Raw genomic sequence first — 25,230 nt, 5'->3', positions numbered from 1 at the left:
GCGCGGTGACGGCGCGGTGACGGCGCGGTGACCGGGTCGTCAGGGTCCGCCGCGACGACCGTCAGGCGAAGGCGAAGGGGGTGGGGGCGACCTCGAGCACGTCGGTGACGTCGTTGGCCAGGCGGAACCCGACGCCGCGCACGGTGTGGATCACCTTCGTCCCGGGAGCGGCCTTGTCGAGCTTGCGGCGCAGGTTCGACAGGTGGACGTCGACGACGTGGCTGTCGCCCACCCACTTCGGACCCCAGACCGAGTCGAGCAGCTCGTCGCGGGTGCAGACCTCGGTCGGGCGGCGGCAGAGCTGCTCGAGCAGCGAGAACTCGATGCGGGTCGTCTGCACCTCCTCGTCCTCCACCGCGACCTCGCGCCGACCCAGGTCGATCGTCAGCGGCCCCAGCACGAGCACCGACGCCACGTGGCCATCGGGCCGAGCGTGGAGCTGGCGGGGGCGGCGCAGGAGGGCGTGGCACCGAGCGGCGAGCTCGTCGGGGTGGACCGGGGAGGAGATCGCGTCGTCGGCTCCCGCGTGGAGGACCGCGGTGCGCAGGCGGTCGTCACCGGCGTCGGTGATGCACAGCAGGTACTGCTCGGAGCACTCGCGCATCCGCTCGTGGAGGGGGCGCCCGCACGGTGACATCAGCACCGAGTCGACGATCACGACGTCGGGCGAGAACGATTCGACCAGCATCACGGCGGCGTCTCCGTCGGTGGGGGCGCTGACGCAGAAGCCCGATGCCCGCAGACCCGCCACGCTGACGCGACGCAGGTCGGCGTCCGACACGGCGATGAGGATGCGATGGGTGATGGTGCTGTCGTGATCCATGAGTGCTTTCACCGGCTCCGCCGAGTCCGGGTTCGGTCTGTCCACTGGGTGCACCGCATGTATCGGTCGCCGTCGTCCGATCCTGAAGTCGAACTCGGATCCGGCGCCTCGCCGCGGCGCGACGCGCCGGGTCGGTGCGGCCGCCGGCGACGCGCCGTGCTAGGAACCGGTGCCGTGGACGAGGCGGTCACGATCGAGCGGGTGCGTCGCGACGTGGCGCTGCGGTCGCCGCTCGACGAGCGGGAGGCGGAGTCGGTGCGGCGGTTCCTCGAGGCCCTCGAGCACCTCGACGAACCCATGTCGCAGCTCGCCGATCCGACCCACGTGACCGCCTCGGGGATCGTCGTGGGCCCGCGGGGCGTGCTCCTGCTGCGTCACCGCCGCCTCGGCATCTGGCTCCAGCCGGGCGGTCACGTCGATGCCGGCGAGACGCCGTGGAGCGCCGCGCTGCGGGAGTGCCGCGAGGAGACCGGCCTCGAGCTCGCGTACGCCGACGCCCTCGACGCCGACGGCGTCCCGCCGCTGCGCCACGTCGACGTGCACGCAGGAGGACGTGGCCACGTCCACCTCGACCTGCGGTACCTCGTCGTCGCCGGTCACGACGACCCCGACCCCCCCGACGGCGAGAGTCAGGAGGTCGGGTGGTTCGACTGGGCGACGGCGGTCGCGATGGCCGATCCGGGGCTGGTGGCTGCGCTCGAGCACCTGCGCCCGACCGACGCGGCCCCGTGACGCCGGAGGCGGCGACGACGGGTGCGCGTCGGCTCGGTCGCGGTGTGCTTGACTTCGCGGGACGGCCGACGCCGAGCACAGGAGGAGCGCACCGTGATCAAGGAGTTCAAGGACTTCATCACCCGAGGCAACATCTTGGAGGTCGCGATCGGCCTCGTGATGGCGCTCTACTTCCAGAAGATCGTCGACGCCGTGCTCGAGGGGGTGATCTACCCGATCATCGCGGCCGTCTTCCGCAAGCCCGACTTCCGCGCGATCGGGTTCGACCTCGGCGAGGCGCGGGTGAGCATCGGGCTCGTGATCGACGCGATCGTCAGCTTCCTGATCGTGGCGTTCGTGCTGTTCCTCATCCTGCGCGCGTACAACGCGGCGCGAGGCCCGCAGGACACGGCCGAGGACGAGCCGATCGGCGCCGAGGTGGCCCTGCTCACCGAGATCCGCGACGAGCTGCGCGCGTCGCGCTGACGACGGTGGCGTCCGCCGTGCCGCCCCGATGGTGCCCGCCTCGGCGACCGGGGTGCCGCCTGGTGGGCCCCCCCGCCGCGTCGACGACGGTCGAGCGCTCCCGGCGATGCGGTCGGAGGTGAGGACGAGCCGCGGTGTGGCGTGCCGCGTCGCGTCGGCGCTGGCGATCGGCGTCCTGGGAGCGGGCTGCGGCGGCGCGGAGCCCGAGGGTTCCGACGGCGTCGCGCCGTCGCCCGGGACCGGTCCCGCCCCGACCGTCGCCGGGGTGGGGCGCCTCCCGGCACCGCTGCCGACCCCGCCGAGGGACGGGTCGATCGCGGTCGAGGACGGAGCCGGCGACGACGACGTCACCCGCGTCAGGGGGGCGACGTCGGAGACGGTCGAGCTGACCGTGCCGATCGACGCCGACGGTGATCCGATCGAGACCATCGCCGAGCGAACCGACGGGGACCGTCTGATCGTCGTCGGCGACTCGATCCTCGCCTCCTCGGCGAGCCGCTACGGCGGGGAGCTGTGCGCCGCGCTGAACCCGCTCGGGTGGGACGTCGAGGTCGACGCCGAGCCCGGTCGGTTCGTCGAGTTCGGCAGCCGCGTGCTCGAGGACCGACTCCCCGACGACGGCGGCGACCGGGCGGGTGACGTGCAGGGCGACGACGCGTCGATCGACGACTTCGACGCAGCCGTGATCCACCTCGGCAGCAACTACGGAGGTGACGCCGAGCGGTACTTCACCGAACTGAACGAGATCCTCTTCCGCCTCGTGCCACGACCGACCCTGCTGCTCACCGTCAGCGAGTACGAGCCCGAGTGGGCCGAGGTCAACGACGCGATCCGCGAGCTGGCGCAGCTCTACGACCAGGTGACGGTGCTCGAGTGGGGTGAGCTCGCCGAGGCGGAGGGGATCCTCGGGCCGGACGGCCTCCACCCGACCGACTTCGGCCAGACCGTGCTCGTCGAGCAGCTCGCGCTCGCGCTGGGCGAGGTGGGTGACGTCGCCGGATCGGTCGAGGGGTCCGTCGATCCCGCGACCGCCACCGACCCCCCGGTCAGCGGATCGGCGACCGACGACGTCCCCGCCGGGTCGGACGACGGGTCGACCGAGCCGGGGGTCTGCCTGCCGACGGAGTACACCGACGACTCCGCCGATCCGGGTCGCCCCTCGTAGTCGAACGCGCCCGCCCGATCGGGCGCCCGCTTCGTAGCCTGGACGGATGCTGCAGGCTCAGGCGATCTCCGTGGAGGTGGGCGGACGACTCCTCGTCGAGCGCGCCAGCTTCACCGTGATGCCGCGCGACAAGGTCGGCATCGTCGGTCGCAACGGCGCCGGCAAGACCAGCCTGTTCAAGGTGCTCGGCGGTGCAGCCGAACCGGCGGCGGGGAACGTCCTGCGCGACGGGGGGTTCGGCTACCTCCCGCAGGACCCGAAGATCGACGCCGACCTCGACGGTCGCACCAGCGTCAACCACATCCTGTCGGGCAAGGGGATCGACGAGGAGATCGTCCGCCTCGAGAAGCTGCGGCTCTCGATGGAGGAGGATCCGAGCGAGCGCAACGTCACCCGATACGTCGACGCCGAGGAGATGTTCCGCACCACCGGGGGCTACGCCGCCGACAGCGAGGCCCGGGCGATGGCCGTCGGGCTCGGTCTGCCCGACGACCGCCTGGAGCTGCCGTTGAGCGTGCTGTCGGGGGGCGAGCGTCGACGCGTCGAGCTCGCCCGGATCCTCTTCGCCGGGACCGACGTGCTCTGCCTCGACGAGCCGACGAACCACCTCGACGTCGACGCGAAGACGTGGCTCCTGCAGTACATGCGCGACTACAAGGGAGCGCTGCTGGTCATCAGCCACGACCTCGACCTGCTCGACGAGGCGATCACCCGCGTGCTCCACCTCGACCGCACCGGTGAGGACCAGGTCGGCGACGTGATCGAGTACCGGGGAACCTACTCCCAGTACCAGCGCGCCCGGGCGGAGGACGAGGCCCGCCTGACGCGCAAGGCGGCGCTGCAGTCCAAGGAGATCGCCCGCATGCAGGGCGTCGTCGACCGCTTCGGCGCCAAGGCGACCAAGGCCGCCATGGCGCACTCGATGGAGAAGAAGATCGCCCGGCTCGAGGCCGACAAGGTGCGCGCCCCGAAGAGCGCGAAGGCGATCAACGTCCGGTTCCCCGCGCCGCCGCCGTGCGGCGAGACCGTGATCGTCGCCGAGCAGCTGCACAAGGGCTACGCGGGCGTCGACGTGTTCGCCGACATCGACTTCGACCTCGGGCGCGGGGAGCGGCTGCTCGTGCTCGGCCTCAACGGCGCCGGCAAGACGAGCCTGCTGCGGATCCTCGCCGGCGAGACCGAGGCCGACCTCGGCAGCTTCGAGTTCGGGTACCGGGTGCACTCCGGCTACTACGCGCAGGAGCACGACAACCTGCGCCCCCACGAGAACCTCCTGACCAACCTGCGCGACTCGATCCCGACCGGTGTGGAGATGACCGACACCCACCTGCGCGGCCTGCTCGGCATGTTCGGGCTGTCGGGGGACAAGGTCTTCCAGGAGGCCGGCACCCTCTCGGGCGGGGAGAAGACGAAGCTCGCGCTGGCGATGCTGATGACCGGCCGCAACAACCTGCTGCTGCTCGACGAGCCGACGAACAACCTCGATCCGCCGTCGCGCGAGGCGGTCTCGAACGCGCTCGTCGACTGGCCGGGCGCGGTGATCTTCGTCAGCCACGACGAGCAGTTCGTCCGCGAGCTGGCGCCGACCAAGGTCCTGCTGATGCCCGACGGCGACGTCGATTACTTCAGCGAGGACTGGCTCGACCTCGTCGCGATGTCCTGAGCGGCGGGGGCCGGGGCCGGGACCCCACGACGACGGCGGCGCGAGCGACGGGGGGTACGTTCGGCGGATGGCGAACGAGCCGGTCACGCACACCGTCGACGAGCACGGCGTCGCCGTGGTCACCTTCGACCACCCGCCGATCAACCTGATCACGGTCGAGGTGTTCGGTGCGCTCGCGGCGCTGATCGACCGCCTCGCCGCCGACGACGCGGTGCGCGCCGTCGTGCTGCGCTCGGCGAACCCGGAGTGGTTCCTCGCCCACTTCGACGTCGAGGCGATCCAGGGGTTCCCGACCGATCGCGCCGACACGGGTGAGCCCAACCGCTACCACCGGATGTGCGAGGCGCTGCGCACGATGCCGAAGCCGACCATCGCGCAGATCGAGGGTCGGGTCGGCGGCGGCGGCAGCGAGGTGGCGGCCAGCTGCGACATGCGCTTCGCCACCCCCGACGCCGTGTTCAACCAGCCCGAGGTGGCGCTCGGGATCATCCCCGGGGGCAGCGGCACGATCCGCCTGCCGCGACTGATCGGGCGCGGCCGGGCGTTGGAGGTCGTCCTCGGCTGCGACGACGTCGACGCGTCGACCGCCGAGTCGTGGGGATGGGTCAACCGCGTCCTGCCCCCGGACGCGATCGGCGCGTTCGTCGACCGCCTCGCCGGGCGGATCGCCTCGTTCCCGGCCCACGCCGTCGCCGCCGCCAAGGCGAGCATCGTCAGCTCCGACCTCGCGATCGACGAGCAGCTCGACGCCGAGAGCCGGGCGTTCCAGACGACGCTCGGCGACGACGCCACGCGCGCCGCGATGCAGCGGTTCCTCGACCTCGGCGGTCAGACCCCCGACGGGGAGCGCCGCCTCGGCGAGCTCGCGGGCGAGCTCGGCACGCGCTGAGCCGTTCGGTGCCGACGTCCGGTGACGGGCACCGGCTGACCACCGGGTGCGGCGTCAGGCGTCGGCGTCGCCGTCGTCGGTGCCGAAGTGGCCGGTCTCGTGGTCGGCGTCGGAGGCGGGCGCCGTGACGTTCACGGGCATCGCGGCATCGGCACGGACCTGGGCGTAGAAGTCGTTGCCCTTGTCGTCGACGACGACGAAGGCGGGGAAGTCCTCCACCTCGATCTTCCAGATCGCCTCCATCCCGAGCTCGGGGTACTCGAGCACGTCGACCTGCTTGATGTTGTCGAGCGCGAGCCGAGCGGCGGGGCCGCCGATCGATCCGAGGTAGAAACCGCCGTGCTGCGCGCACGAGTCGGTGACCTGCTGGGAGCGGTTGCCCTTCGCGAGCATGACCATCGAGCCGCCGGCGGCCTGGAACTCGGGGACGTAGGAGTCCATCCGACCGGCCGTCGTCGGCCCGAACGAGCCGGACGCGTAGCCCTCCGGGGTCTTGGCCGGACCCGCGTAGTAGACGGCGTGGTCCTTCCAGTAGCCCGGCATCTCCTCGCCGGCGTCGAGGCGCTCCTTGATCTTGGCGTGGGCGATGTCGCGGGCGACGATCATCGGGCCGCTGAGCATGACCTGGGTGGTGACGTCGAGCTCGGACAGGGTGGCACGGATCCGCTCCATCGGCTGGTTGAGGTCGATGCGGACCGGCTCGGCGTCGAGCAGGTCGGCGGCCTCCACCGCGGGGAGGAAGCGGGCGGGGTCGGTCTCCAGCTTCTCCAGGAACAGCCCGTCGGAGGTGATCTTGCCCATCGCCTGGCGGTCGGCGGAGCACGACACCGCCATCCCGACCGGGCAGGACGCCCCGTGGCGGGGGAGGCGGATGATCCGCACGTCGTGGCAGAAGTACTTGCCGCCGAACTGGGCGCCGATCCCGGTGGTCTGCGCGAGCTGCAGCACCTTCGCCTCGAGCTCGCGGTCACGGAAGGCGTGGCCCGACTCCGACCCCGACGTCGGCAGCGAGTCCAGGTAGCGGGCGGTGGCGAGCTTGGCGGTCTCGACGGCGAGTTCGGCCGAGGTGCCGCCGATCACGATGCCGAGGTGGTACGGCGGGCACGCGGAGGTGCCGATCCCCTGGATCTTGTCGAAGATCCACGGCAGCAGGGTCTCCTCGTTGAGCAGGGCCTTCGTCTCCTGCCACAGGTAGCTCTTGTTCGCCGAACCGCCGCCCTTGGCCATGAATAGGAACTTGTACGCATCGCCGTCGATCGCGCTGATCTTGATCTCGGCCGGAAGGTTCGTGCCGGTGTTCTTCTCGGTGTACATGTCGAGCGGCGCCATCTGGGAGTAGCGCAGGTTCGACGTGTGGTACGTGTCGGCGATGCCCCGGGCGATCTGGGCTTCGTCGCCCCCGCCCGTGAACACGAACTCGCCCTTCTTCGCCTTGACGATCGCGGTCCCGGTGTCCTGGCACATCGGCAGCACGCCACCGGCCGCGATCGACGCGTTCTTCAGCAGGTCGAGCGCGACGAAGCGGTCGTTGTCGGACGCCTCGGGGTCGTCGAGGATGTCGCGCAGCTGCTGGAGGTGCCCGGCGCGCAGGTAGTGGGCGATGTCGCGCATCGCGACCGAGGTGAGCTCGCGGATCGCGTCCGGCTCGACGCGCAGGAACGTCCCGACGGGGGTCTCGAACGTCGACACCCCCTCGGTCGACACGAGGCGGTACTCGGTGTCGTCGGCGCCGAGGGGGAACATCTCGGTCACCTCCGGATCGAACGTCGGATCGGGCGTCGGATCGGGCGTCGCGGAGTCGCTGTCGGACATGGGCCGAGTGTACGAGCGCCACCCCGGGCCCCCGGGATCGCCAGGCCGGGGTCGGCGCCGTCCCGCGGGATCGCTCGTCGCCGCGAGCACGTCGGGCGGAGTCGACGGTACGGTCGACCACCGTGGTCAGCAGCGCCGAATCCGACGTGCGCCCCGCGTGGCGGGGGTCGATGCACGCGATGGCGTTCGTGCTCGCGATCCCCGCCGGGATCGCGCTCGTGATCGCGTCCGACCACGCCGCGGCGCGCACCTCGGCCGCGGTCTACGCCGTGTCGCTGGCGACGATGTTCGGTCTGTCGGCCGCGTACCACCGCCTCGCCCGCTCCGCCCGGTCGCGCCGGTTGATGCAGCGCCTCGACCACTCCGGGATCTTCCTGCTGATCGCCGGAACCTACGTGCCCGTCACGATGGTCGTGTTCCCGGCCCGGTGGGGCGTCCCCGTGATGGCGGTGATCGCGGCGACGGCGGTGCTCGGGATCGCGCTCAAGCTGTCCGCGCGGGCGAAGCTGTGGTCGTACGTCCTCTACCCGATGATGGGGTGGGCGGCGGTGGTGACCCTGCCGGTGATGATCGACCACCTCAGCACCCTGCAGCTCGCGCTCGTCGTGGGCGGGGGGCTGGTCTACTCGCTCGGCATCCCGGTCCTCGTCCGCCGGCGTCCCGACCCCTGGCCGACGACGTTCGGCTACCACGAGATCTGGCACAGCTTCGTCGTCGTGGCCGCCGGCCTCCACTTCGCCGCGGTCGCGTCGATCGTCACCTGACTCGCTCGCGGTGGCGGGGTGCGTCCTGCCCGGCTCGTACACTCGCCCGGTGATCGCGACGGCGCTGGCGAAGGTCGTCTCGACCCCGGCTCGCCTGGTCGTGATCGCCTTCGCGTCGTTGATCACCCTCGGGACGATCCTGCTGGTGCTGCCGGTCGCCGTGGACGCAGCGGGTGCCGTCGGCGTCCAGGACGCGCTGTTCATCTCGACCTCGGCATCGACCGTCACCGGGCTCGCCACCGTCGACATCGCCGGCTTCTCGCTGTTCGGCGAGCTGGTCATCCTCGGCCTGATCCAGGTCGGGGGGTTCGGGGTCATGACGATCGGCTCCGTGCTCGCGCTCGTCGTGCTCGAGCGCGTCGGGTTGCGTCAGCGGATGGTCGCGCAGGCCGAGATCGGCCTGGTCGACATCGGCGAGCTGTCGCGGCTGCTGTGGGCGATCGCACGCATCACCGTCGTGGTCGAGGCGTCGCTCGCGCTGGTCCTGTTCGCACGGTTCTGGCAGGGCGGCTACGAGGACGGTCCCGTCTCATCGGCCTACTCGGCGGTGTTCCACTCGGTGGCCTCGTTCAACAACGCGGGCATCTCGCTCTACTCCGACAACCTCGCGCGCTTCGTGGGGGACCCGTTCGTGACCCTCCCCGTCACGGCGAGCTTCACCGTCGGGGGCCTCGGGTTCCCCCTGCTCGTCGAGCTGTGGCGGCGGCGGCCCGGCCGGGTCGGAGCCGCGCAGCGGCGGGCTCGCCCCCGCGACGGCGGCTCGAACGGGGCCCGCGGCCACGGCGGTCGGCGTCGCTCCATCGCGGGGGTCGCGGAACCGACGCGTGCCCAGCCGTGGTCCCTGCACGCTCGGATGACGCTCACGGCGACCGGGGTCCTGCTCGTGATCGGCCCGGCCATGGTGTGCGCGCTCGAGTGGTCGAACCCCGACACGTTGGGGGACCTCGACGTCGGCGGGAAGCTGCTGGCCGGCTGGTTCCAGGGGGTGACCCCACGCACCGCCGGGTTCAACACGGTGCCGATCGGTGCGATGAACGAGACCACGTTGTTCGGCACGACCGTGCTGATGTTCATCGGGGCCGGCCCGGCGTCGACGAGCGGGGGGATCAAGGTGACGACGGCGGCGGTGCTGTGCGCCGTGATCTACGCCGAGGTGCGCGGCGACCGCGACGTCAACATCTTCCGCCGGCGCATCCCCCCGTCGATGGTCCGTGCCTCCCTGACGATCCTGCTGCTCTCGGTCGGACTGGTGGTCGGGACGTCGCTGGTGCTGATGGCCGCCGAGGGGATCGAGCTCACCGCGGCGCTGTTCGAGTCGGCCTCGGCGTTCGGCACGGTCGGGCTGTCGACGGGGGTCACCGGGTCGCTCGGGACCGCGGGCCACCTGGTGCTCGTCGTGGTCATGTTCTTCGGCCGGGTCGGACCGGTCACGTTCGCCACCGCGATCGCGCTGCGCTCCGACCTGCGGCTCTATCGTCATCCCGAGGAGCGACCGATCATTGGCTGAGAACGACTCTTTCCACCACGTGCTGCGCGGTCTCGGCCCGCAGGTCGAGCACCGCGGTGAGGTCATCGTGATCGGGCTCGGCCGCTTCGGGTCGTCGCTCGGACGCACCCTGGTCGACATGGGCCACGAGGTGCTCGGGCTCGACCTCGACGAGCAGCGGGTCGCGGAGCACTCCGATTCGCTCACCCACGTGGCCGAGGTCGACACCACGAACGTCAAGGCGCTGCGCCAGCTCGGCGTCGGCGACGCCACGACCGTCGTCGTGTGCATCGGGGCCGACGTCGAGTCGAGCGTCCTGACGACGGCGGCCGTGGCCGATCTCGAGGTGCCGAACATCTGGGCGAAGGCGATGACCGAGCCCCACGGGCGGATCCTCGCCCGGGTCGGAGCGCACAACGTGGTGTTCCCCGAGGCGGAGATGGGGTCGCGGGTCGCCCACCTCGTGACCGGCGGCCTGCTCGAGTACGTCGCGCTCGACGACGACTTCGCGCTGGTCGAGATGGTCGCGCCGGACGCGATCGTCGGGGTCCCCCTCGGGGAGTCGAACCTGCGTGCCGACCACCGAGTGACGATCGTGTGCGTGAAGCCGAGCGAGAGCGGCTTCACCTACGCCGATCGCGACACCGTGCTCGACCCGAGCGACATCGTCGTCGTGGCCGGCCACCGCTCCGACCTCGAGCGCTTCGCCGATCGCTGACCGCCCCCCGAGCGAGCTCGGCGATGGCGGGCGCCGGCGCGTCGGCGGTCCGCGGGGTCGCACGCCGTGCCGCAGCCCGGCCGTGTCGCGGGAGCGGCCCGGTCGCCGGACCGACGGGGTCGCGGGTCCGTCGCCTCAGGCCAGGGTGCGAACGAGCAGCGCCAGGGCGCTGAAGGCGGACAGCGCGAGCACGGCCGGCCGCACCCCCGAGCCGACCAGGCGCGCCTTGTGGCGGCGCGCCGTGGCCAGCCCGGCGACGACGGTCGGCAGGAGCAGCGCCGCCAGCTCGATCTGGCGCAGCGCGAGCTCGCCGGCGACGGCGAGCGCGATCGCCGAGAGGACCGAGCCGACGCAGAAGAACGTCGAGATCGTCGCGCGCATCGTCACCGGGTCGCTGTGCTGGTACGTGAGGGCGATGGGAGGACCGCCGACGCCGACAGCGGTCCCCGTGAACCCGGAGGCGAACCCGGCGGCGACCAGCGCGCCCGTCGACGGGGCGAAGCGCCGGGCGGTCAGCGACGCGACGACGCCGATCAGCACCGTCGCCGAGACCATCAGCGACAGCGCGGTGTCGGAGATGACGGCGATCACGAGCGCACCGGCGACGAGCCCGGGGACGCGCCCGACGAGAGCGGCGACGACCCCCGGGCGGTCGACGTGCGCCCGATCGGCCCACGCCACGGTGAACGACAGGGGCAGCACCGCGAGCACCACGGCGCCGGGGATGAAGTCGGGATCGACGAGGAGCAGCACCGGCGACGACAGGATCCCGACGCCGACCCCGGTCGTGGCCTGCATCACGGCGCCGACGTACACGACGGCGACGCACGCGAGCGCGCCGAGGAGGGGGAGGCCGACGACGGTCACCGATCCGGCTCAGCGGTCCTTGAGCCGCTTCGGCGGGGCCGACGCGGGGTCGTCCGGCCACCGGTGCTTCGGGTAGCGACCGGCCATCTCCTTGCGCACCTCGCTCCACGAACCGGCCCAGAAGCCGGGGAGGTCGGCGGTGACCTGGATCGGGCGATCGGCGGGGGACAGCAGCTCGAGGCGGATCGGCTCGGTACCGGCGAGGGGGTGCTCGGTGACGCCGAACAGGTCCTGGACGCGCACCGAGGCGGTGGGCTGCTCACCGCCGTAGTCGACGTCGACGGTCCGCCCGGACGGCAGCTCGAGGGTGGCGGGCGCAGTGGTGTCGAGCTCGGCTCCGACCTCCCACGGCAGCCGGGATCGCAGGACGGTGGCGACGTCGAGGCCGTCGAGGTCCCGCCGACCGGTCGCCCCGGGGAGGTAGGGGGCGAGCCAGTCGTCGAGGGATCCGAGCAGGGCGTCGATCGACCAGTCCGGCCACGGCTCCCCGACGGTGCGGTGCAGGTGCTCGACGCGACGGCGCAGCGAGGTCGCCCCCGCCGACCACCCGAGCGCGGCGAGCCGGGTGGAGCGCACCCTCGCGAGCAGGGCGGCGGTCGTGTCGGGTCCCGGTTCGGCGGGACGGTCGCGCACCCCGAGGCGGATCGCGCCGAGGCGTCGCTCGACCGATTCGACCAGGTCGTCGCGATCGTCGTCCCAGGCGAGGGTCCGGTGCTCCTTCACGTCGTCGCCGCCCTGCGCGATCACCTCGTCGACGTCGACGGCGGCGGCGATGCGGATGCGCGCCCGGTCGCGGCGGCCGTCCAGGTCGGCGGCGACCACGAAGGGCTCGTGGGCGAGCGGATCGGAGTCCGCGATCCACGCCCCGCTCCCGGAGCGGAGGGTGAACTGGCCCACCCGGCGACGCCCCGCCAGGCGATCGCCGAACGCGTGCAGCAGCACGGCGCCGGTGCGATCGTGGTCGATCGACCCCCGGTCGAAGGCGATCCCGGCGCGACGGGCGAGCTCGGCGGAGCGATCCCGGGTCCGGTGGACGGCACCCCGGTCGGCGCGGTCGTGGCCCGCCGCCCCCGACACCACCGCGACCCGCAGCGCGAGGTCGGCCGGCAGGTCGTCGGCGCGGCCGCGCAGGATGTCGCGCTCCTCCACGAGGGTCGCGACGACGCAGGCGAGCGAGGAGCGCTCCACCGCGATCATCCGAGCGAGCCGGGGGTGGACGGGGAACGCGAGCAGGTCGCGCCCGAGCGCGGTGATCGCCCCCGTCACCGGGTCGAGCGCACGGAGCCCGGCCAGCAGCTCGCGCGCCTGGGCGAGGGCCCCGGCCGGGGGCGGGTCGATGAACGCCAGGCCCCCGGTCGGCTCCTCTGGATCGGGCCGGACCCCCCACGCGGCGAGCTCCAGCGCGAACCCGGCCAGGTCCGCCTGGAGGATCTCCGGCGTCCGGTGCCGTGGGCGCGTCCCGTGCTCGAGCCTGCTCCACAGGCGGTACGCCGTGCCCGGCTCGGTCCGCCCGGCACGCCCGGCCCGCTGGTCGGCGGAAGCCCGGCTCGTCGAGACGGTGGCCAGGCGCGTCATCGCGCTGGCGGGATCGAAGCGCGGCTCGCGGGCGAGACCGGAGTCGACGACGATGCGCACCCCGTCGACGGTGAGCGAGGTCTCGGCGATGTCCGTGCTCAGCACGACGCGTCGACGACCGGGCGGCGACGGCTCGAGCGCGGCGTCCTGCTCCGCCTGCGACAGCGCGCCGGCGAGGGGGCGGACGTCGACGCCGGGCCCGAGCGCGCCTCGCAGCAGCTCCTCGGTGCGACGGATCTCGCCGATGCCCGGGAGGAACACGAGGACGTCGCCCTCGTGATCGCCCAGGGCCCGCACCACCGAGGCGACGACATCGGGCTCGATCCGACCGGCCGCCGGACCCCGTCCGCCGCCTCGGCGGCCGCCCCTGCCTCCGCGCCCGCGCCCCGCGGACGGGGCCCGTGGCGCCCAGCGGACGTCGATGTCGAAGGTGCGCCCCGCGCTGGCCACGATCGGGGCGTCGAGGACGCGTGCGAGGCCCTCGGTGTCGGGAGTCGCGGACATCGCCAGGAGACGGAGATCGGGCCGGATCGACCCCGCCACGTCGAGGGCGAGCGCCAGGCCGACGTCGGTCTGCAGGTTGCGCTCGTGCACCTCGTCGAAGACGACGGCCGCCACCCCCGCCAGCTCGGGTGAGCTCTGGAGGCGACGGGTGAGGATCCCCTCGGTGACCACCTCGACGCGCGTGTCGCGGCCCACCCGGCGCTCGTCGCGCGTCTGGTAGCCGACGAGGTCGCCGACCTCGGTGCCGGTGAGCGTGGCCATCCGTCGGGCAGCCGCCCGGGTGGCCAGTCGCCGGGGCTCGAGGACCACGATCCGCCCGTCGCCCCTCCACGGCGCGTCCAGCATCGCGAGCGGGACGACGGTCGTCTTGCCGGCGCCCGGCGGGGCGACGAGGATCGCCCGGCCGCGCCGCTCGAGGGCGTCGAGCACCTCGGGGATCGCCTCCGTCACGGGGAGGTCCCCGAACGGCGGGCGCGACCGGTCGCTCACGGTCGACGGCGGGGTCGGGTCACGCTCAGGGGCGCGCCGGCGAGCCGCGGAACGGAACCGGATCACCGGCCACGGGCAGCTCGATCGACGTCCACTTGGTGATCTTCGCGATGGCGTCGGCGACGTGCTCCCACCGCTCGGGGTCCCACCCCTCGGCCGAGGCGGCGACGACACCGTCGACGCGGGTCAGCACGAACGCGGGGAGCTCGTCGAGCTCCATCGCCGCCACCGCCGTCCGCTCGGGATCGCAGAACACGAGGAAGCGCTCGGTCAGGGGCCCGAGGAACGCACGGGCGTCGGCGGCGCCGGCGGTCACGATGATGTTGATCCGCACGTCGCAGCCGCGGAACTCCTCGAGCACGCGCGTGGCGGTCCGCAGGATCCACGAGCTCTCGTTGGTGTACGGGTCCAGCACGACCGACGCGAGGTGGAACGTGGTCAACCACTCCATCACGGGGCGGCCCGTCCCCGACCCGCCTCGGTCGAGGGGGGTGAGCACGAGGTCCGTCGGGAGCTTCAGGTCGGTGTCGGACACGCCCGGGATGATACGGGATCGAGTCGGGTGCGCCCAGCTCCGTCGGTGGGCACCACCTCGGCCGTGCCGCGAGGACGGCGCGCACGACCGGCCTCCTGCGGTCCGGGCGCCGGACGCAGGCTCTAGCATCGACCCGGTGCACCCGATCGAGCATCTGCGCTACGTCGCCCGGTCCCACGGCGTCGATCCGGTGGCCCTCGTCGTCGAGACGGCGCACGTCCTCGGCTCCCTGCGCTTCGACGCGTCCGGTCTGGTGGTGGCGTGCCGGCGCATCGTCGAACGGCACCCGTTCACCGGCCCGATGTGGTGGCTGTGCTCGACGGTCGCGGCCTCCGGTGAGCCGTTCGACGCGGTGTGGGAGCTGGCCGAGTCGATCGGCGAGGACCGCACCGCGTCCGAGCTGGCCGCCGCCCTCCCCGACGGTGCGGTCGTCGTCACGATCGGGGATCCGGCGACCGTCGGCGCCGGCGTGGCGCGACGCGGCGACGTGCGCGTGCTGGCTCTCGACATCGAGCACTCGGCGACCTCGTTCGTGCGCCGCCTCGAGCGCGCCGACGTCGACTACGAGCCGGTCGAGGCGGGGTTCGCCGGAGCGGCGACCCGCTCCGCCGACGTCGTGCTGATCGAGGCGCTGGCGATGGATCCGCAGCGGATCGTGGCCCCCTCGGGCTCGTCCACGATCGCCGCGTGCGCACGTGCGTCGGGCACACCGGTCTGGCTCGTGGCCGGCGTCGGGCGGCGGTTGCCGACGGAGTTCGTCGACGTGATGGTCGCGAAGCGCGACCAGCTGCTGTCCGTGCGCGACGAGTGGGACCTCGACGTCGAGGTGCTCCCGGCCGATCTCGTCACCGACGTGGTGGGGCCGACGGGGACGAGATCGATGGGGCCCCACGCGGCGCGCGCCGAGTGCCCGATGTCGGCCGAGCTGCTGTCCAGCCCGGCCATGTGAACGCAGCTCGGCGCGCCTGGAGCCGAACCCGTCGACCGCGCGCGGCGGCCGCTCCCGGCGTCACCCGAGCCCTCCCGGTTCGCCTCAGAGCATGCGCCTGCGCGGCGGGTGGCCGAGGATCTCCTCGATCACGTCCTCGGCCTCGGCGCGACGATCCTCCGTCACGAAGATGCGTGCCATCGGTTCTCGGCTGTACATGGTCAGGTTGATGTTGTAGTCATCGACGACCACGGCGGGGATGCCGTCGGCGACCAGCTCGTCGGTGATCATCCGCCCCTGCCAGCTCGGGAGCCACGCGGCCTCGACCGTCCGGTCGGGATCGGGGGGCGGCGGCTCGTCGCGGCCGAGCAGCCAGTCCCACGCCTCGCGCCACGTCGTCGGCCTCGCCACGAGGCGATCGTACGGCGCGGCGCTGCGGTGGCATCCCGTCGCGCCGCACCGTCGCCGGGCGGCGTCGGAGGGATCGACGCACGACGTCGCCGCGTGACGTCGCGACCGCCACCCGGCCGGGCGGTGTTGCGGCAGCGGGTCCGGGACGGGTCGGCGAGGTGAACGCCCCGGTCGGCTGTTCTGGGTCCGTTCGCGCTGGTGTATGGTCGCCGCACCGTCGGTGACCGGCTGCTCCTGGGAGTCGTTCACCTGGCACATCGAGACCCGGGGGACGAGGACGCGACCACCATGGCGAGGACCGTGACCGCAGCGCTGCTGCAGACCGACTGGACCGGCGACAAGGAGTCGATGATCAAGAAGCACGAGGAGGCGGCGCGCGAAGCCGCCGACCAGGGCACGCAGATCATCTGCTTCCAGGAGCTGTTCTACGGTCCCTACTTCTGCCAGGTGCAGGACGCCGAGTACTACGACTACACCGAGTACATCCCCGACGGCCCGACCACCGCCCGCTTCCAGGAGCTCGCTCGCGAGCTGGGCATGGTGATGGTGCTGCCGATGTACGAGATCGAGCAGCCCGGGGTGTACTACAACACCGCGGCGGTCGTGGACGCCGACGGGACCTACCTCGGCAAGTTCCGCAAGCAGCACATCCCGCAGGTCAAGGGGTTCTGGGAGAAGTTCTACTTCCGCCCCGGCAACGGCGGGTACCCGATCTTCGACACCGCCGTCGGCAGGGTGGGGGTGTACATCTGCTATGACCGCCACTTCCCCGAGGGGTGGCGCGCGCTCGGCCTGAACGGCGCCGAGATCGTGTTCAACCCCTCGGCCACCCACCGCGGCCTCAGCGAGTACCTGTGGTCGATCGAGCAGCCGGCCGCGGCCGTCGCGAACATGTACTACGTCGGGGCGATCAACCGGGTCGGCATCGAGCCGCTCGGCGAGAACGACTTCTACGGCCAGAGCTACTTCGTCGACCCCCGCGGGGCCTACGTCGGCGAGAAGGGCCACGACCACGATCCCGAGCTGATCGTGCGCGAGCTCGACATGGACCGCATCAAGGAGGTGCGTGACGGCTGGGCGTTCTACCGCGACCGCCGCCCCGACGCCTACGACGAGCTGGTGGAGAGCTGACGACGCAGATGTCGTCAGACCCCACCTGTGATCGCGCTCGGGGTCCGACCCCATCCGCGACGCGGGAAGATCCGACGAGGAGGAGGACACACACCATGGCAACCACACTGATCTCGGGTGGGACCGTCGTCTCCGCTCTCGGGCGGCGCGAGGCCGACGTCTTGATCGACGGCGAGTCGATCGCGGCCATCCTGGCCCCCGGCCACGCGTCGACGTACGGCATCACCCCCGACACGACGATCGACGCGACCGGCAAGTACGTCGTCCCCGGCGGGGTCGACGCCCACGTGCACATGTCGTTGCCGTTCGGCGGCACGGTGTCGGCCGACGACTTCGACACCGGTTCGCGGGCGGCGGCCTGGGGCGGGGTCACCACCATCGTCGACTTCGCCTCCCAGACCGTCGGCCTCGACGTGATCGAGACGCTGGCCGCCCGCCACGAGGAGGCCGACGGCGAGTGCCACGTCGACTACGCGTTCCACCAGATCATCGGGGAGGTGAACGAGGACTCGCTGAAGGCGATGACCTACCTCGTCGACAACGAGGGCGTCACCAGCTTCAAGATGTTCATGGCCTACCCCGGGGTCTTCTACTCCGACGACGGGCAGATCCTGCGGGCGATGCAGAACGCGTCGGAGTCGGGGGCGCTGATGATGATGCACGCCGAGAACGGGATCGCCATCGACGTCCTCGTCGGCCAGGCCCTCGCCCGCGGCGAGACCGACCCGAAGCACCACGCGTTCACGCGCCCCGAGGAGACCGAGTCCGAGGCGACGCACCGGGCGATCAAGCTCGCGCGCGTCGCGGGGAACGTGCCGCTCTACATCGTGCACATGTCGGCCTCCGAGGCGCTCGAGGAGGTGGCGCGCGCCCAGCACATGGGCCTCAACGTGTTCGCGGAGACGTGCCCGCAGTACCTCTACCTGTCGATCGAGGACCACCTCGCGCAGCCGGGTTTCGAGGGCTCGAAGTGGGTGTGCTCGACCCCGATCCGCTCGAAGCACGAGCACCACCACCGCGACCTGTGGAAGGGGCTGCGGATGAACGAGCTCGCCGTCGTGTCGACCGACCACTGCCCGTTCTGCTTCAAGGACCAGAAGGAGCTCGGCCGCGGGGACTTCTCCAAGATCCCGAACGGGATGGGAGGCGTCGAGCACCGCATGGAGCTGATCTACCAGGGCGTCGTGATGGGCGAGATGACCCTCGAGCGCTGGGTCGAGACGTGCTGCACCACCCCGGCGCGCATGTTCGGGCTGGAGAGGAAGGGCGTCCTCGAGCCCGGCGCCGACGCCGACGTGCTGGTGTGGGACCCGAACGGGCGCACGAGGATCGGCGTCGACGACAAGCACCACATGGACGTCGACCACTCCTCCTACGAGGGCTTCGAGGTCGACGGCAAGGTCGACACGGTGCTCTCGCGCGGCCAGGTCGTCGTGCGCGACGACACCTACGTCGGCCGGAAGGGCCACGGCCGCTTCGTCAAGCGGAGCCTGTCGAACTACCTGCACTGACCCCATGCCGACCGCCACCCGCCCGCCCTCCGCGCCGGGGGCGCGGCACCGGCTCCGCCGGGCGCGCGCCTCGTCCGCGTCCCGCCCGTCCCCGGTGCCGGCGCCGTGCCGGGCCACCCGGGTGACCCCCGACCGCCGACCGGCCCGCGCCGCCGACGAGCACCGCACCGCCGACGACCATCCACGAGGAGACCACACGTGAAGCGCATCGACCACTGGATCGACGGCCGGACCGTCGCATCGACCTCCGGCCGGACGTCGCCGGTCTTCGACCCCTCGACCGGCGAGCAGACCGCCGAGGTGGGCCTCGCGACGACCGACGAGGTCGAAGCGGCCGTGGCCTCGGCCGTCGCCGCGTTCCCCGAGTGGCGGGCGACGTCGCTGTCTCGGCGCTCCGAGGTGATGTTCCGCCTGCGTGAGCTCGTCGACGCGAACCGCAAGGAGATCGCGTCGCTACTGACCGCCGAGCACGGCAAGGTGCTCTCGGACTCCCTCGGCGAGGTGGCGCGCGGGCTCGAGAACATCGAGTTCGCCTGCGGCATCCCCCAGCTGATCAAGGGCGAGTACTCCGAGCAGGCCTCCGCCGGCGTCGACGTCCACTCGATCCGCCAGCCGATCGGGGTCGTGGCCGGGATCACCCCGTTCAACTTCCCGGCGATGGTCCCGATGTGGATGTTCGCCAACGCGCTGGCCTGCGGGAACACCTTCGTGCTCAAGCCCAGCGAGAAGGACCCGTCGGTCAACCTGTTCGTCGCCGAGCTGCTCGCCACGGCGGGGCTGCCCGACGGCTGCTTCAACGTGGTGCAGGGCGACCGCGACGCGGTCGAGGCCATCCTCGCCCACGACGACGTCGCGGCGGTGAGCTTCGTCGGCTCGACGCCGATCGCCCGCCACGTCTACGAGACGGGCACGGCGAACGGCAAGCGGGTGCAGGCGCTCGGCGGGGCGAAGAACCACATGCTCGTGCTCGCCGACGCCGACCTCGACGCGGCGGCCGACGCGGCCGTCAGCGCGGGCTACGGCTCGGCGGGGGAGCGGTGCATGGCGATCAGCGTCGTGCTCGCCGCCGAGGAGATCGCCGACGACCTCGTCGCCAAGGTCGCCGAGCGGGCGAGCGCGGTGACGGTCGGCGCCGGCACCGATCCCGACAGCGAGATGGGCCCGCTGGTCACCGGCGAGCACCGCGACCGGGTGCGCGGCTACGTCGACGGCGCGGCCGAGGGCGGGGCGACGGTCGTCGTCGACGGGCGCGAGGGGGTGCCCGACGGCGGCTTCTTCCTCAACCCGACCCTGCTCGACGGCGTCGAGCCCGGGATGGCCTGCTACGACGACGAGATCTTCGGGCCCGTGCTGTCGGTGATGCGCGTCGGCGGCTACCAGGAGGGCGTCGAGGTGATCAACGCCAACCCCTACGCGAACGGCACGGCGATCTTCACCCGTGACGGCGGCGCGGCCCGGCGCTTCCAGTTCGACGTCGAGGTCGGCATGGTCGGCGTCAACGTGCCCGTCCCGGTCCCGGTCAGCTACTACAGCTTCGGGGGGTGGAAGGCGTCGCTGTTCGGCGACACCCACATGTACGGACCCGACGGCATCGCGTTCTGCACCCGGGGCAAGGTGGTCACCAGCCGGTGGCCCGATCCCGCCACGAGCACCGTCGACCTCGGCTTCCCGGAGACGCGCTGACCATGGACATCGGACTCGTCCTGCAGGCCACGCCGCCGGCGTCGCGCGTGATCGACCTCGCGACCCGTGCCGAGACGTACGGGTTCAGCCACGTCTGGACCTTCGACTCCCACATCCTGTGGGAGGAGCCCTACGTCATCCACTCCCAGATCCTCGCTGCGACTCGCAAGGTCGTGGTGGGCCCGATGGTCACCAACCCCGCGACGCGCGACTGGACGGTGACGGCCTCGACGTACGCGACTCTCAACGAGATGTTCGGCAACCGCACCGTGTGCGGGATGGGCCGCGGCGACTCGGCGGTGCGGGTCACGAACGGCGAGCCGGTCACCCTCGCCACGATGCGCGAGGCCACCCACGTGATCCGCGAGCTCGCCTGCGGCCGCGAGGTCGAGTACCGGGGCTCGACGATCCGACTCCCGTGGGCGACGGGCAGCGAGCTCGAGGTGTGGGGCGCCGGCTACGGGCCCAAGGCCCTGCGCACGATCGGCGAGACCTGCGACGGGTTCATCCTCCAGCTCGCCGACACCGCGATCGCCGAGTGGACGATCGACGCGGTGCGCAGCGCCGCCTCCGACGCCGGGCGTGACCCCGACGAGATCACGATCTGCGTCGCCGCGCCGGCCTACGTCGGCGACGACCTGGCGCACCTGCGTGACCAGACCCGCTGGTTCGGCGGGATGGTCGGCAACCACGTCGCCGACATCGTCGACCGCTACGGCGACGAGGCGGCCGTGCCGCGGGCGCTCACCGACTACATCGCGAACCGCGTCGGCTACGACTACAACCAGCACGGCAGCGCCTCGAGCGAGCACGTCGACTTCGTCCCCGACGAGGTGATCGACCGGTTCTGCATCCTCGGCCCCGTCGAGACCCACCTCGAGCGGCTGGCGGAGCTGAGCGCGCTCGGCGTCGACCAGTTCGCCGTCTACCTCCAGCACGACGGCAAGGACGAGACCCTCTCGGCCTACGGCGAGAAGATCATCCCGGCCCTCACCGAGCGCGAGGCCGCCCGGCGGTGAGCGGCGCCTGCGCGAGCGCGCCCCGGTCGTTCGTCCCCACGATCGTCGCACGCCCCGGTCGAGCGGTGGAGGGCCGGTGAGCGTCCCCGTCGACGTCGCCGAGGTCGCCCCGTCCGGCGATCGTCGCTCCGACGACGTCGGCGCGACCCCGGGATCGGGCTCGCGCGCCCCGGCGTCGCGCCGCGGGGTCCCCGGAGGGCTGCGTCGGGCGCTGCTGCTCGTGGCGGCTCTCGTCCTCGGTGCGGTGGCGTGGGAGGTGTACAAGGCGCTCGGGCCCGCCGGCGGCGGAGACGTGCTCGGGTGGCGCATCGTCCCGAAGACCAACGATCGCGTCATGCCCCACGTGTGGGACATGTTCGCCCGCCTCGGCGATCCGGAGGTGCGCGGCCAGGACACCCCCGTGTGGCGGGCGATGCTCTCCTACGCCTGGTACACGTTCCGGATGTCTCTCGCCGGCCTCGCGCTCGGGGCGTCGCTCGGCATCGGGCTGGCGGTGCTCATGGCGCGGTTCCGGGTGGTCGAGCGCGGGCTCCTGCCGTTCGTGGTGATCTCCCAGACGATCCCGCTGATCGCCCTCGCGCCGCAGGTCGCGGCGCTCGGCGGCAACTGGGATCTGCCGAAGTGGACGTGGGCGGCGGCGCTGGCGGCGTTCCTGTCGTTCTTCCCGGTCACGATCGCGACCCTGCGCGGCCTGGGCGCCGCGCCGACGGCGGCGGTCGAGCTGATGGACAGCTTCGCCGCCTCCTGGTGGACGACGTTGCGCAAGCTGCGGTTCCCGGCGGCGATCCCGCACATCGCGCCCGGGTTGAAGCTCGCGGCGACCGCCTCGGTGATCGGGGTGGTCGTCTCGGAGGTGTCGCTCGGTCTGCGCGGCGTCGGGTTCGCCGCGCTCAACTACGGCCAGAAGACCACCAGCCAGCCCGCCGCGGTCTACGCGGCCGTGTTCGCGGCGGCGATCCTGGGCCTCGTGATGTTCGGGCTCGTGAGCGGGATCGAGGCGTACGCGATGCGCGACCGACCGCGCGAGGACGACCGGTGACCGATCCGGCGATCGACGTCCGCGCCGCCGAGCGGGGTGGGGGATCCGGCACCGGGGGCGAGGAGGTCGCGGCGGTCGACGTGCGCGACGTGTCGATGTCGTTCGGCGTCGGCTCCCCCGACCGGGTCGACGCGCTGACCGACGTGGATCTCACGATCCGTCGCGGGGAGTTCGTGTCGCTCATCGGGCCGTCGGGGTGCGGCAAGTCGACCCTGCTCCGCCTGATCGCGAACCTGCTCGATCCCACGACGGGGACGGTCCTCGTGAACGGCAAGAGCGCGCACCGCGCGCGGCTCGACCAGGACTACGGCATGGCGTTCCAGCAGTCGGGGCTCTTCGACTGGCGCACGGTCGCGAAGAACATCGAGCTCCCGCTCGAGCTGAAGGGCTGGGATCGCGCGCAGCGCGCCCGGCGGAGCCGCGAGATGCTCGACCTCGTCAAGCTGCCCGACCGTGGCGGGCACATGCCGTGGCAGCTCTCCGGCGGGCAGCAGCAGCGCATCGCGATCGCACGTGCGCTCGCGGCCCATCCACCGCTGCTGCTGATGGACGAGCCGTTCGGGGCCCTCGACGAGATGACGCGCGAGCACATGCAGAGCGAGCTCCTGCAGATCTGCGGCGCCACGGGGACGACGGTCGTGTTCGTCACCCACTCGATCCCCGAGGCCGTGTACCTGTCCACCCGCGTCATCGTGATGTCCGCGGGACCCGGGCGCATCACCGACCGCATCGACGTCCACCTCGGCGACGACCGCGACGAGGACACCCGCGAGGACGGCGCGTACTACGCGAAGGTGACCGAGGTGCGCGAGGCGCTGCGCGCCGTGGAGGACGCCGCCGGGCGCCGCGGCGCCGGGCGTGGGATGGACGACCGATGACGTCGAACCCGCTCCGGGCGGTCTGGCCCCCGGTGGCGTTCGCCATCGCCGGTCTCGCGCTGTGGGAGATCGTGGTGCGCGCGCTCGATCTGCAGCCCTTCGTCCTCCCGGCCCCGACCGAGATCTGGTCGGCGTTCACGGACCGCTTCGGCGACGTGGTCGACAAGTCGCTGCTCACCGGTTCGAACGCGCTGGTGGGGCTCGTCGTCGGGGTGGTGCTCGGAATCGCGATGAGCTTCGTGACGGTCCGGTTCCGCCTGCTCGAGGAGATGGTCACCCCGTTCGCCGTCGCGCTCAACGCGGTCCCGATCGTCGTCGTCGTGCCCGTGCTCAACAACATGCTGTTCGGCACGTCGAGCCAGGTGCCACGCCGGCTCATGGTCGCCCTCGTCGTCTTCTTCGTCGTGCTCGTCAACGTCGCGAAGGGCCTGCGGCAGGTGTCCGCGACCCAGCTCGAGCTCATGCGCTCCTACGCCGCCACCCCGCGCGCGATCCTGTGGAAGGTGCGCGTGCCGAACGCGCTCGGCCACCTGTTCACGGCGCTCAAGATCGCCGCGCCGCTGGCGGTGATCACCGCGTTCGTCGCCGAGTACTTCGGTGGCCCCCAGGACGGTCTCGCCAACGCGGTGACCAACAGCCTCAACGGCAGCAAGGACGTCACCTGGGCCTACGTGATCGGAGCGTCGACCCTCGGGCTGACGTTCTACCTGGTCTTCATCGTGATGGAGAGGGTGGTCGGCGGGCACGGTGCCCGACGCGCCACGGGATGAGGACACACATCGAGCACACCGCCGGCACCGCGCCGGCCGACGACGGGGCACGCCCCGGGGGAGAAGCACGCACATGAGGAACCATCGAAGGACCGCGCTGGCCGGTGTCGCCGCGCTCGCGCTCGTCGCCGCCGCCTGCGGGAGCGACGACGCAGGTGACGCCGCCGAGCAGGTGGGCGAGGACGTGAGCGAGGAGGTGGACGACGCCACCGAGACCGCCAGCTCCGAGGTGGCGGACGCCGCCGACGCGGTCGACGGAACGGACGCACCCGCGGGTACGTCCGCCGCGACCGATCCGTCCGGCACCGCGGCGGGCGGGGAGGCGAGCGGGTGCGAATCGGTCGACGAGGTGAGCCTGCAGCTCCAGTGGTTCACCCAGGCCCAGTTCGGCGGCTACTTCGCAGCGATCGACCAGGGGTTCTACGAGGACCGATGCCTGGACGTCGAGATCAAGGAGGGAGCGGTCGAGATCGTGCCCCAGGCCGAGCTCGCCAACGGCAACGCCGACTTCGCCATCGCGTGGGTGCCCAAGGCGCTGCAGACGCGCGAGGCCGGAGCCGACATCGTGAACATCGCCCAGGTCTTCGAGCGCTCCGGCACGCTCCAGGTGAGCTTCGCCGACGCCGGCATCACCGAGCCGGCCGACTTCGAGGGCAAGACCATCGGCAACTGGGGCTTCGGCAACGAGTACGAGGTGTTCGCGGCGATCGGCGAAGCCGGGCTCGATCCCGCCTCCGACGTGACCCTCGTCGGTCAGCAGTTCGACATGGTCGCCCTGCTCGAGGGGGAGATCGACGCCGCCGAGGCGATGACGTACAACGAGTACGCGCAGGTGCTCGAGGCCGTCGACCCCGAGACCGGTGAGCTGTACCAGCCGGAGGACTTCGACGTGATCAGCTACGAGGAGGTCGGCGTCGGGATGCTCCAGGACGCGATCTGGGCCGATGCCGAGCGCCTCGAGAGCGACGAGGCGTACCGGGATCAGGCCGTGCGCTTCGTGGCCGCGTCGCTCGAGGGCTGGGCGTTCTGCCGGGAGAACGTCGAGCGGTGCGCCACGATCGTCACCGAGGCGGGCTCGACCCTCGGCGCCAGCCACCAGCGGTGGATGATGAACGAGGTCAACAAGCTGATCTGGCCGGCGTCGGGCGAGCACATCGGCCTGATCGACCAGGCGGCCTGGGATCGCACGGTCGAGATCAGCCAGAGCACCCCCAACCTCGACGGGGCGACGGTGCTGAGCGGGCCCCCGAGCGAGGGCGCGTTCACCAACGACATCGTCACCGAGGCCGTCGCCCTCGTCGGCGACGGGGTCGACCTGGAGGGTGACGGCTACGAGCCGACCGAGGTCACCTTGAACGAGGGCGGCGAGTGAA

The 25,230-nt window shown here is 72.1% G+C and carries 23 protein-coding genes; 17 read left to right on the top strand and 6 right to left on the bottom strand.

What is annotated here, in order from left to right; genetic code table 11:
* Positions 1-61: 61 nt before the first annotated feature.
* Entirely contained in the window at positions 62-823 is a 762-nt protein-coding gene (locus ACOOHC_RS13000; RefSeq protein WP_420450832.1) for a response regulator transcription factor, read from the bottom strand.
* A 174-nt stretch (positions 824-997) separates the two neighbouring features.
* Between ACOOHC_RS13000 and ACOOHC_RS12995 the strand changes: the two genes are divergently transcribed.
* The 5 genes from ACOOHC_RS12995 (at position 998) to ACOOHC_RS12975 (ending at position 5,737) form a co-directional block, all read left to right on the top strand.
* Entirely contained in the window at positions 998-1,555 is a 558-nt protein-coding gene (locus tag ACOOHC_RS12995) for an NUDIX hydrolase (RefSeq protein ID WP_420450831.1), read from the top strand.
* Between the two features lie 93 nt (positions 1,556-1,648).
* Entirely contained in the window at positions 1,649-2,020 is a 372-nt protein-coding gene (gene mscL, locus ACOOHC_RS12990; protein ID WP_420450830.1) for a large conductance mechanosensitive channel protein MscL, read from the top strand.
* Positions 2,021-2,138: 118 nt separating this feature from the next.
* Positions 2,139-3,185 (top strand): SGNH/GDSL hydrolase family protein, encoded by a 1,047-nt coding sequence (locus ACOOHC_RS12985; protein WP_420450829.1) that lies wholly within the window; start codon positions 2,139-2,141, stop codon positions 3,183-3,185.
* Between the two features lie 46 nt (positions 3,186-3,231).
* A complete protein-coding gene (locus tag ACOOHC_RS12980) occupies positions 3,232-4,848 on the top strand; it encodes an ABC-F family ATP-binding cassette domain-containing protein (RefSeq protein WP_420450828.1) in 1,617 nt (538 codons plus the stop codon).
* Between the two features lie 67 nt (positions 4,849-4,915).
* The gene (locus ACOOHC_RS12975) at positions 4,916-5,737 is read left to right on the top strand and encodes an enoyl-CoA hydratase/isomerase family protein (protein WP_420450827.1); all 822 of its coding nucleotides are present in this window, start codon (positions 4,916-4,918) and stop codon (positions 5,735-5,737) included.
* 54 nt (positions 5,738-5,791) lie between these two features.
* Here the strand turns inward: ACOOHC_RS12975 and ACOOHC_RS12970 are convergent, their stop codons facing one another.
* Positions 5,792-7,480, bottom strand: a complete 1,689-nt coding sequence (locus ACOOHC_RS12970; RefSeq protein ID WP_420453800.1) for a fumarate hydratase — start codon at positions 7,478-7,480, stop codon at positions 5,792-5,794.
* A 191-nt stretch (positions 7,481-7,671) separates the two neighbouring features.
* Between ACOOHC_RS12970 and trhA the strand changes: the two genes are divergently transcribed.
* From trhA to ACOOHC_RS12955, 3 genes are read left to right on the top strand one after another with little or no spacing between them, the layout of a single operon-like run.
* Complete coding sequence (gene trhA / locus ACOOHC_RS12965; protein ID WP_420450826.1) at positions 7,672-8,313, top strand: PAQR family membrane homeostasis protein TrhA; 642 nt, start codon at positions 7,672-7,674, stop codon at positions 8,311-8,313.
* A gap of 49 nt (positions 8,314-8,362) precedes the next feature.
* The gene (locus ACOOHC_RS12960; protein WP_420450825.1) at positions 8,363-9,820 is read left to right on the top strand and encodes a TrkH family potassium uptake protein; all 1,458 of its coding nucleotides are present in this window, start codon (positions 8,363-8,365) and stop codon (positions 9,818-9,820) included.
* The gene (locus ACOOHC_RS12955) at positions 9,813-10,517 is read left to right on the top strand and encodes a potassium channel family protein (RefSeq protein WP_420450824.1); all 705 of its coding nucleotides are present in this window, start codon (positions 9,813-9,815) and stop codon (positions 10,515-10,517) included. The genes ACOOHC_RS12960 and ACOOHC_RS12955 overlap by 8 nt, the downstream gene beginning before the upstream one ends.
* A 135-nt stretch (positions 10,518-10,652) precedes the next feature.
* Here ACOOHC_RS12955 and ACOOHC_RS12950 read toward each other — a convergent pair whose 3' ends face one another.
* The 3 genes from ACOOHC_RS12950 to ACOOHC_RS12940 are packed head-to-tail and all read right to left on the bottom strand — an operon-like array spanning position 10,653 to position 14,487.
* Complete coding sequence (locus ACOOHC_RS12950; protein ID WP_420450823.1) at positions 10,653-11,384, bottom strand: TSUP family transporter; 732 nt, start codon at positions 11,382-11,384, stop codon at positions 10,653-10,655.
* A gap of 9 nt (positions 11,385-11,393) precedes the next feature.
* Positions 11,394-13,952, bottom strand: a complete 2,559-nt coding sequence (gene hrpB / locus ACOOHC_RS12945) for an ATP-dependent helicase HrpB (RefSeq protein WP_420450822.1) — start codon at positions 13,950-13,952, stop codon at positions 11,394-11,396.
* A gap of 25 nt (positions 13,953-13,977) precedes the next feature.
* On the bottom strand, positions 13,978-14,487 hold the full coding sequence (locus ACOOHC_RS12940; protein ID WP_420450821.1) for a hypothetical protein: 510 nt from the start codon (positions 14,485-14,487) through the stop codon (positions 13,978-13,980).
* 136 nt (positions 14,488-14,623) lie between these two features.
* Here ACOOHC_RS12940 and ACOOHC_RS12935 point away from each other — a divergent pair, with 136 nt between their 5' ends.
* Positions 14,624-15,436, top strand: coding sequence for a hypothetical protein (locus ACOOHC_RS12935; protein ID WP_420450820.1), 813 nt, complete (start codon positions 14,624-14,626; stop codon positions 15,434-15,436).
* A gap of 84 nt (positions 15,437-15,520) precedes the next feature.
* Here ACOOHC_RS12935 and ACOOHC_RS12930 read toward each other — a convergent pair whose 3' ends face one another.
* Positions 15,521-15,826 carry a hypothetical protein gene (locus ACOOHC_RS12930; RefSeq protein ID WP_420450819.1) on the bottom strand — a complete coding sequence of 102 codons (306 nt, stop codon included), beginning with the start codon at positions 15,824-15,826 and terminating at the stop codon, positions 15,521-15,523.
* Positions 15,827-16,114: 288 nt separating this feature from the next.
* On the opposite strand from ACOOHC_RS12930, the gene ACOOHC_RS12925 reads away from it, so the two are divergent.
* From ACOOHC_RS12925 to ACOOHC_RS12890, 8 genes are all read left to right on the top strand, one after another.
* The gene (locus ACOOHC_RS12925; protein WP_420450818.1) at positions 16,115-16,957 is read left to right on the top strand and encodes a nitrilase-related carbon-nitrogen hydrolase; all 843 of its coding nucleotides are present in this window, start codon (positions 16,115-16,117) and stop codon (positions 16,955-16,957) included.
* A gap of 95 nt (positions 16,958-17,052) precedes the next feature.
* Positions 17,053-18,468: a dihydropyrimidinase gene (hydA, locus tag ACOOHC_RS12920; protein WP_420450817.1), complete on the top strand. Its 1,416-nt coding sequence runs from the start codon at positions 17,053-17,055 to the stop codon at positions 18,466-18,468.
* A gap of 198 nt (positions 18,469-18,666) precedes the next feature.
* On the top strand, positions 18,667-20,151 hold the full coding sequence (locus ACOOHC_RS12915) for a CoA-acylating methylmalonate-semialdehyde dehydrogenase (RefSeq protein WP_420450816.1): 1,485 nt from the start codon (positions 18,667-18,669) through the stop codon (positions 20,149-20,151).
* Between the two features lie 2 nt (positions 20,152-20,153).
* Positions 20,154-21,170: a TIGR03842 family LLM class F420-dependent oxidoreductase gene (locus ACOOHC_RS12910; protein ID WP_420450815.1), complete on the top strand. Its 1,017-nt coding sequence runs from the start codon at positions 20,154-20,156 to the stop codon at positions 21,168-21,170.
* Positions 21,171-21,246: 76 nt separating this feature from the next.
* Complete coding sequence (locus tag ACOOHC_RS12905; RefSeq protein ID WP_420450814.1) at positions 21,247-22,209, top strand: ABC transporter permease; 963 nt, start codon at positions 21,247-21,249, stop codon at positions 22,207-22,209.
* Between the two features lie 95 nt (positions 22,210-22,304).
* Positions 22,305-23,087 (top strand): ABC transporter ATP-binding protein, encoded by a 783-nt coding sequence (locus ACOOHC_RS12900; protein ID WP_420453799.1) that lies wholly within the window; start codon positions 22,305-22,307, stop codon positions 23,085-23,087.
* Positions 23,084-23,857, top strand: coding sequence for an ABC transporter permease (locus tag ACOOHC_RS12895; protein ID WP_420450813.1), 774 nt, complete (start codon positions 23,084-23,086; stop codon positions 23,855-23,857). The genes ACOOHC_RS12900 and ACOOHC_RS12895 overlap by 4 nt, the downstream gene beginning before the upstream one ends.
* A 73-nt stretch (positions 23,858-23,930) precedes the next feature.
* Positions 23,931-25,229, top strand: coding sequence for an ABC transporter substrate-binding protein (locus ACOOHC_RS12890; RefSeq protein ID WP_420450812.1), 1,299 nt, complete (start codon positions 23,931-23,933; stop codon positions 25,227-25,229).
* The last annotated feature ends 1 nt before the right edge of the window (position 25,230 follow it).

This window comes from Ilumatobacter sp. (genome assembly GCF_965215205.1).
GTDB lineage: Bacteria > Actinomycetota > Acidimicrobiia > Acidimicrobiales > Ilumatobacteraceae > Ilumatobacter_A.
The sequence above is the reverse complement of the archived record's forward strand: the minus strand, read 5'-3'. Positions and strand labels throughout refer to the sequence as shown.